The sequence below is a fragment of the Rhodococcus sp. Chr-9 genome (assembly GCF_000801125.1).
GTDB classification, from domain to species: Bacteria; Actinomycetota; Actinomycetes; order Mycobacteriales; family Mycobacteriaceae; genus Rhodococcus; species Rhodococcus pyridinivorans.
Genome location: NZ_JTIZ01000053.1, coordinates 73,783 through 80,731, shown reverse-complemented (window position 1 = coordinate 80,731; position 6,949 = coordinate 73,783). Strand labels below are relative to the sequence as shown.

The 6,949-nt window shown below is 68.4% G+C and carries 6 protein-coding genes and 1 pseudogene; 2 read left to right on the top strand and 5 right to left on the bottom strand.

Annotated elements, in window-relative coordinates; translation table 11 throughout:
- Nucleotides 1-56: 56 nt before the first annotated feature.
- Complete coding sequence (locus QR64_RS06610) at nt 57-932, top strand: siderophore-interacting protein (RefSeq protein WP_019288729.1); 876 nt, start codon at nt 57-59, stop codon at nt 930-932.
- Between the two features lie 76 nt (nt 933-1,008).
- Here QR64_RS06610 and panD read toward each other — a convergent pair whose 3' ends face one another.
- The 4 genes from panD to QR64_RS06590 form a co-directional block, all read right to left on the bottom strand.
- Nucleotides 1,009-1,431 carry an aspartate 1-decarboxylase gene (panD, locus tag QR64_RS06605; protein WP_039584594.1) on the bottom strand — a complete coding sequence of 141 codons (423 nt, stop codon included), beginning with the start codon at nt 1,429-1,431 and terminating at the stop codon, nt 1,009-1,011.
- A gap of 33 nt (nt 1,432-1,464) precedes the next feature.
- Nucleotides 1,465-2,151 carry an isochorismatase family protein gene (locus QR64_RS06600; protein WP_039584592.1) on the bottom strand — a complete coding sequence of 229 codons (687 nt, stop codon included), beginning with the start codon at nt 2,149-2,151 and terminating at the stop codon, nt 1,465-1,467.
- Nucleotides 2,152-2,312: 161 nt separating this feature from the next.
- Nucleotides 2,313-3,608: a serine hydroxymethyltransferase gene (gene glyA / locus QR64_RS06595; protein WP_039584591.1), complete on the bottom strand. Its 1,296-nt coding sequence runs from the start codon at nt 3,606-3,608 to the stop codon at nt 2,313-2,315.
- Between the two features lie 95 nt (nt 3,609-3,703).
- Complete coding sequence (locus QR64_RS06590) at nt 3,704-4,894, bottom strand: hypothetical protein (protein ID WP_039584589.1); 1,191 nt, start codon at nt 4,892-4,894, stop codon at nt 3,704-3,706.
- 151 nt (nt 4,895-5,045) lie between these two features.
- Between QR64_RS06590 and coaA the strand changes: the two are divergent.
- Nucleotides 5,046-5,976, top strand: a pseudogene (gene coaA / locus QR64_RS06585) (type I pantothenate kinase); the annotation flags it as partial.
- Between the two features lie 73 nt (nt 5,977-6,049).
- Here coaA and QR64_RS06580 read toward each other — a convergent pair.
- Nucleotides 6,050-6,817 carry an isoprenyl transferase gene (locus QR64_RS06580; protein WP_006553884.1) on the bottom strand — a complete coding sequence of 256 codons (768 nt, stop codon included), beginning with the start codon at nt 6,815-6,817 and terminating at the stop codon, nt 6,050-6,052.
- Nucleotides 6,818-6,949: the final 132 nt, after the last annotated feature.

The window sequence follows — 6,949 nt, the reverse complement described above, 5'->3', positions numbered from 1 at the left end:
AGCAGCGACGCGCCCGCCCGAATTGTCCGGCCGGTCCCGTCCGGAAGGAGCTCACCATGCCGGTGACGACGCCCCCGACCCGCGTCTCCCTACCCATCGTCCTGCGGCGCCTGACCGTGCTCCGCGCGGTGGACGTGACACCGCGGATGCGTCGGATCACCCTGGGCGGCGAGCAGCTCGGTGCCTTCCGCAGCGGCGACTACGATGCCCCGGCGTTCACCACCGAGGGTGCCGACGACTACGTCAAGATCTTCCTGCCCGAACCCGGCAGCGAGACCCCTGCCCTGCCCGAACAGCACGACGGGCACCTGCACTGGCCCCGCAAGCCCGCACCCGTGGCCCGCGCCTACACGGTGCGTCGCTTCGATCCCGTGGCCGGGGAGCTCGATCTGGACTTCGTCCTGCACGGACACGGCCCCGCCGGTAACTGGGCCCGCACCGCCGAACCCGGCAGCGTGCTCCACCTCGCGGGACCCAAGGTCGCGATCATCCCGCCGCAGGGCGCCGACTGGTGGCTGCTCGCCGGCGACGAGACCGCACTACCCGCACTGGGGCGCTTCGTCGAGACCTACGGTGGCACGGTGCCGATGCACGTCTTCGCGCTGGTCGACGGTCCGCAGGAGGAACAGTCCGATCTCGCGGGCGTGAGGTGGGTGCACCGTCGTCCCGGAGTCTCCGACGCCACCGTGCTCGCCGAGGCCGTCGAGTCGGGTGCGCCGCGCGGCGGGGAGGGCTGGATGTGGATCGCCGGCGAGGCATCGATCGTGAAGGAACTGCGCGCCGTGTCGAAGCGACTCGGCATCGCCAAGCCGATGCTCGACGCGTCGGGCTACTGGCGCAGCCCCGAGTCCGATCGCCCGCTGGCCCGCCTGCGGCTGCTGCGCGAGCAGGCCGTCGAGACGCTCGAGGCGCGTCGTCGCGGCACCACCTAGACGATTCCTGTGTGCTCTGTTTCGGTGTTCTCGACCGCGCCTGGCGACGTCGAGAGCACCGAAATCGCTTCCCGCGTCAGCGCGGTGAGAGTTGATGCGGTGAGAGTTGATCCGGGGCGCCGGGGGCGGGTTGTGCCGGATCGGCGCCGAGTTCGACGATCGTGTTCACCCCGTCGACGTGCACGATGTGCGGCCGGAAGTCGCGGGCCTGCGCGTCGTCGACGGTGCGGTAGGACAGGATGATCACGAGATCGCCGGGCGAAACGAGCCGTGCCGCAGCACCGTTGATGCCGATGACACCCGACCCGCGCTCCCCCTCGATCGCATACGTCTCGAGCCGTGCCCCGTTGTCGATGTCGACGATGTGCACGAGTTCGCCCTCGCGGATGTCCGCGGCATCGAGCAGGTCGCGGTCGATCGTCACCGATCCGACGTAGTGCAGATCCGCGTGGGTGACGGGCGCGCGATGGATCTTGCCGGACAGAAGAATTCGCTGTATGTGCTGAAGTTCCCGATTCTCGGACCGTGTCGGTCAGCGCAGCGATGCGGTGAGTTCTTCGGTCTCGCGGTCGCGGCGACGCGCTGACGCGGTGATCGACTCGATCAGCGCGTCCGTGGTCTCGACCCGGCCGACCCGCTTGGCGACGTACTGGAGCGCCATGAGGTGCTCGTCGCGGGAGAAGTCGGCGGTGGCGTCGAGGGCCATGAACGGCGCGACGTCGCTCATGAAGGCGTCGGCGGCGCTGAGCATACAGCCCATGTGTGCGTAGACGCCGGTGACGATGAGCTGGTCGCGGCCGTTGTGCGCGAGCAGCTGACGGAAGTCGGTGCGCTGGAACGCCGAGTAGCGCCACTTGGTGACCTGGATGTCGTCCGGGCCGGGGGTCAGTTCGTCGATGACCTCGGTGTCGCGGCCGGTGCTCAGCCCGACGCCCCAGAAGTCGGCAAGGATGCCGCGACGCGACGGATGCTGGTCGCCGGGCTGCATCGTGTAGACGACGGGGATACCGGCGGCCAGGCACGCCTCGCGGAGGCGGACGATGTTGGGCACCACGGTCGCGAGGGGTTCGGCATCGCGCCGGTAGGCGTCGATGAAGTACTTCTGCATGTCGTGGATCAGCAGTGCACAGCGGGACGTATCGATCGTCCAGTCCACCCGAGCAGCGGGAATCTCGTCGCTGGTAGGCAACTCGTACGGATCGATGCTCGGGATGGCCATGCGACTTCCTTCTGCTGTTCGGGGTACGCGTGCGGGCACCGACAGTGTCGGCATGCGTAGGCTACCCTAACCAGCCCTACGGTGGGATGTCTCGACCCCTGATACGCCGACCGGCCCGCACCGGAGATCGGTGCGGGCCGGTCGGCGACAGTAGGAAGCCGTCAGATCAGACGCCAGTCCTCGAGGCCCTCGTACAGCGGCACGGACTGTGCCAGGGCGCTCACGCGGGTCCGCAGCGACTCGGCGTCGGCGCCACCGACGAGCGTCTGCGCGATGATCTCGGCGACCTCGGTGAACTGCTCGTCGCCGAAACCGCGGGTCGCGAGCGCCGGGGTGCCGATGCGCAGGCCCGAGGTGACCATCGGGGGACGCGGATCGAACGGCACGGCGTTGCGGTTGACGGTGATGCCGACCTCGTGGAGGGCGTCCTCACCCTGCTGGCCGTCGAGCTGCGAGTTGCGCAGGTCGACCAGGACCAGGTGCACGTCGGTGCCACCGGTGAGCACCGAGATGCCCTTGTCGGCGACGTCGGACTGCGACAGGCGGTCGGCGATGATCCGGGCACCGGAGAGGGTGCGCCGCTGGCGGTCCTTGAACTCGTCGCTCGCGGCGATCTTCAGCGCGACGGCCTTCGCGGCGATCGCGTGCATGAGCGGTCCGCCCTGCTGGCCGGGGAAGACGGCCGAGTTGATCTTCTTCGCCCATTCCTGCTTGGCGAGGATCAGGCCGGAACGCGGGCCACCGAGGGTCTTGTGCACGGTGGTGGAGACGACGTCGGCGTAGGGCACCGGCGACGGGTGCAGGCCTGCGGCGACCAGACCGGCGAAGTGCGCCATGTCGACCCACAGGTAGGCACCGACCTCGTCGGCGATGGAGCGGAAGGCGGCGAAGTCCTCGTGGCGCGGGTAGGCGGACCAGCCGGCGACGATGACCTTCGGCTTCTCGCGCAGCGCGATGTCGCGGACCTCGTCCATGTCGATGCGGTGGTCGTCCTTGCTGACCCTGTAGGACGCGACGTCGTACAGCTTGCCGGAGAAGTTGAGCTTCATGCCGTGCGTGAGGTGGCCGCCGTGCGCGAGGTCGAGACCGAGCAGCTTCTCGCCGGGGGTCATCAGCGCCATGAGCACCGCCGCGTTCGCCTGCGCACCCGAGTGCGGCTGCACGTTCGCGAAATCGGCGCCGAAGAGCTCCTTGGCGCGGTTACGGGCGAGGTCCTCGACGACGTCGACGTTCTCGCAGCCGCCGTAGTAGCGACGACCGGGGTAACCCTCGGCGTACTTGTTGGTCAGGACGCTGCCCTGGGCCTGGAGGACGGCGCGCGGCACGAAGTTCTCCGACGCGATCATCTCGAGCGTGTCGCGCTGACGCGACAGCTCGCCGGCCATGGCCTCGGCGACCTCGGGATCGAGGTCGTTCAGTGCGGCAGTGTTCACGTCGGCGCCGGGCGCAGCGGTCATCGAGGTTTCTCCAAGCAGAGGACGTCAGGGATACGTCCTCCAGTCTACGAAGGCCGTCCACCGCTCCGGAAGCCGGTCCCCGAGCGACCTGCGGTTCACCGCAGGCTGCTGGGCACCAGGGGTTCGTCGAGCAGGCGCCGGAAACGGTCGGCGCGCTCGGCTCCGGCCGGAACCTGCCCGAGCCAGCTGCCGAGGAGCCGGTAGCCCTCCACATAGGTGCTGATATAGGCGCGCCACAACGGCGACGACAGGAACCGCAGCGACTGCCGGGCACGGTCGGGGCTCGACAGCGACCAGCGCTGCAGGAATTCCACGACCTCGTCGTGGCTGCGCCCGCGATCGTGGAGCAGCAGCGCGGCGTCCTGCCGCACCGAGAGCAACTGCTCGGACGCCTCGGACAGTTGCTCGGCCAGTTCGCCGTCGAACCGGAGCCCGAGATCGGCGTAGATGTCCTGCGCCCACTCCCCCCAGCCCGGGCCGACGATCGCTTCGAGCGCAAGATCGGCGAGCCCTTCCGCCATGAGGCACTGCGGGGTGTTGACGAGGAACAACGTCTGCTCGGCCTGACCGCCGGCGACGAGACCGGCCTCCTTGCGGCAGTGCTCGGTGTGGTGCCCGGGATACGCCTCGTGCGCGATCAGCCGCGGCAGGTGCGCCATCGTCTGTTCGAGATCGGAGTTGATCGCGACCCGCGAACGGTAGTCGCCGAGGTAGTAGTTGAAGCCCGACCACGGCTTGTCGCCGACGATCTCGTACTCGACACGCTCGGTGTCGGGCAATGGGTAGACCGCCCGCACCTTCTCCCGTAGAGCGCTCGAGAACGCGTCGACGCATTCGGCGAGACGATCGGCGGGGATCACATCGGACTTGCGGTGGGCCTGCATCCGTTCGGTGAGCGATCCGGTGCCGGGCAGCAACGCATCGAGGCGACGGTGCGCGTCGCGGTAGGTGTCCTCGTCGCCGGGCGCGATGCGGACGTCGAAGTATGCCTCGACCTCGTCGACGAAACCGATCTCCTCCCCCGCGAACTTGCGGGCCGAGCAGTCGAGGGCGCGCAGATGCACGTCGAGGAAACGGGTGCGCTCGTCGGACAGTGCCGCACCGGGAAGTTCGTCCCGCAGGCGTCGCGCGGTGTGTGATAGATCACGGGGATCGGGGGTCGGGGCGTTCTCGACCTTCCGCCGCAGCGCGGGATCGCCGGTGTAGGCGTCGACGTACCCGTCCTCGAGCCGGTCGAAAGCCAGGCCCAGCAGCAGATATTCGTTCACGAAGTCGTCGGCTCCCATACCGGCCGAGCGTAGTCGCTCGTCGGCGACCCGACACGGGAGAACCCGCCGGGGTGGGGACCCCGGGGAGGCATCCGCCTGTGTCAGCGAGCACAATCCGTTACATGGACATGCAACGCCGCATCCGCCGCGCCACCGGGAAGCCGTGCCGATGGCTCGTCTGAACGAACCGAGCCCGTATGTCGAGTTCGACCGCAAGCAGTGGCGGACGCTGCGGAAGTCGACTCCCCTCGTCCTCACCGAGGACGAACTCATCGGGCTTCGGGGCCTGGGCGAGCAGATCGATCTCGCGGAGGTCGCGGAGGTGTATCTCCCCCTCGCCCGGTTGATCCACCTGCAGGTCGCAGCGAAGCAGCGGTTGTTCGCCGCGACCGCGACCTTCCTCGGGGAGAAGCATCCCGACCAGCAGGTGCCGTTCGTGATCGGTGTGGCCGGTTCGGTGGCGGTCGGCAAGTCCACCACGGCCCGTGTGCTGCAGGCGTTGCTGGCACGCTGGGACCATCACCCGCGGGTGGATCTCGTGACCACCGACGGGTTCCTCTACCCCACCAAGGAACTGGTGCGGCGCAACATCATGCACCGCAAGGGTTTTCCCGAGAGCTACGACCGGCGCAAACTGCTGCGGTTCGTCACCGAGGTCAAGTCGGGAGCGAAAGAGGTTGCGGCGCCGATCTACTCCCACATCTCGTACGACATCATCCCGGGTCAGTACCACATCGTGCGGCAGCCGGACATCCTCATCATCGAGGGCCTGAACGTGCTGCAGACCGGTCCGCGGTTGATGGTCTCCGACCTGTTCGACTTCTCGATCTACGTCGACGCGCGTATCGAGGACATCGAGAAGTGGTACGTGGAACGCTTTCTCGCGCTGCGTAAGACGTCCTTCGCGGATCCCGAGGCGCACTTCCACCACTACGCGAACCTGTCGGACCGGGACGCGATGAGTGCCGCGAAGGAGATCTGGCACTCGATCAACCTGCCGAACCTGGTGGAGAACATCCTGCCGACGCGTCCCCGCGCGACCCTGGTCCTGCGCAAGGACTCGGATCACGCCATCAACCGGCTCCGGTTGCGCAAGCTCTNCGCCCCGCCGCTCGGCCCTGTTCCAGGCGCCGAACCGGCGGGCGCCGTCAGGCGCCGAACCGGCGGGTGCCGTCAGGCGCCGAACCGGCGGTGCCGGGCGGCGTAGTCGCGCAGCGCGCGCAGGAAGTCGACCCGGCGGAACTCGGGCCAGTACGCCTCGGTGAACCAGATCTCCGAGTAGGCGGACTGCCAGAGCAGGAATCCGGACAGTCGCTGCTCGCCGGAGGTACGGATCACGAGGTCCGGATCGGGTTGACCGGACGTGTAGAGGTGGCTGTCGACACCGTCGACCGTCACGGACTCGACGAGCTCTTCGCCACGCAACCCCTGCGCGTAGCGCACCCGCAGGAGCGACTGCACCGCGTCGACGATCTCCTGGCGACCGCCGTACCCGACGGCGACGTTGACGTGCGTGCCCGTCCGGCCCGCGGTGCCGGCCGCGGCCTCGTGCAGCCGCTTGGCGTGGTCGGCCGGGAGCAGGTCGGTGGTGCCGACGATCTTCACGCCCCAGTTCTGGCCGGGCGCGGAGATCTCCTCCACCACGTCGGAGATGATCTCGAGCAGAGCATCGAGCTCCTCCGGGTCGCGCCGGAGGTTCTCGGTGGACAGCAGGTAGATCGTCGCCGTCTCGATACCGGCCGCGTCGCACCAGCTCAGCAGCTCGGCGATCTTCTTGGCACCTTCGCGGTGGCCGTGACTGACGTCGGTGAAGCCGTTCTCGCGCGCCCAACGCCGATTGCCGTCGCACATGACCGCGACGTGTCGCGGATGCCGTGCTCCGTCGAGTTCCTTCAGCAGCCTGCGCTCGTAGAGCCGGTACAGCAGTCCGCGGACGCTCACCCCGTCATCACCACGCGAGTCACATTACGCCCAGGCGTACGGACGGTCGCGTCGGTGGCCACAGAGTCTCCCGGAGCGCCCTCACGGGCTGTAACGTGACGACGGAACAAACCTACGGGTGCGTAGGTTACT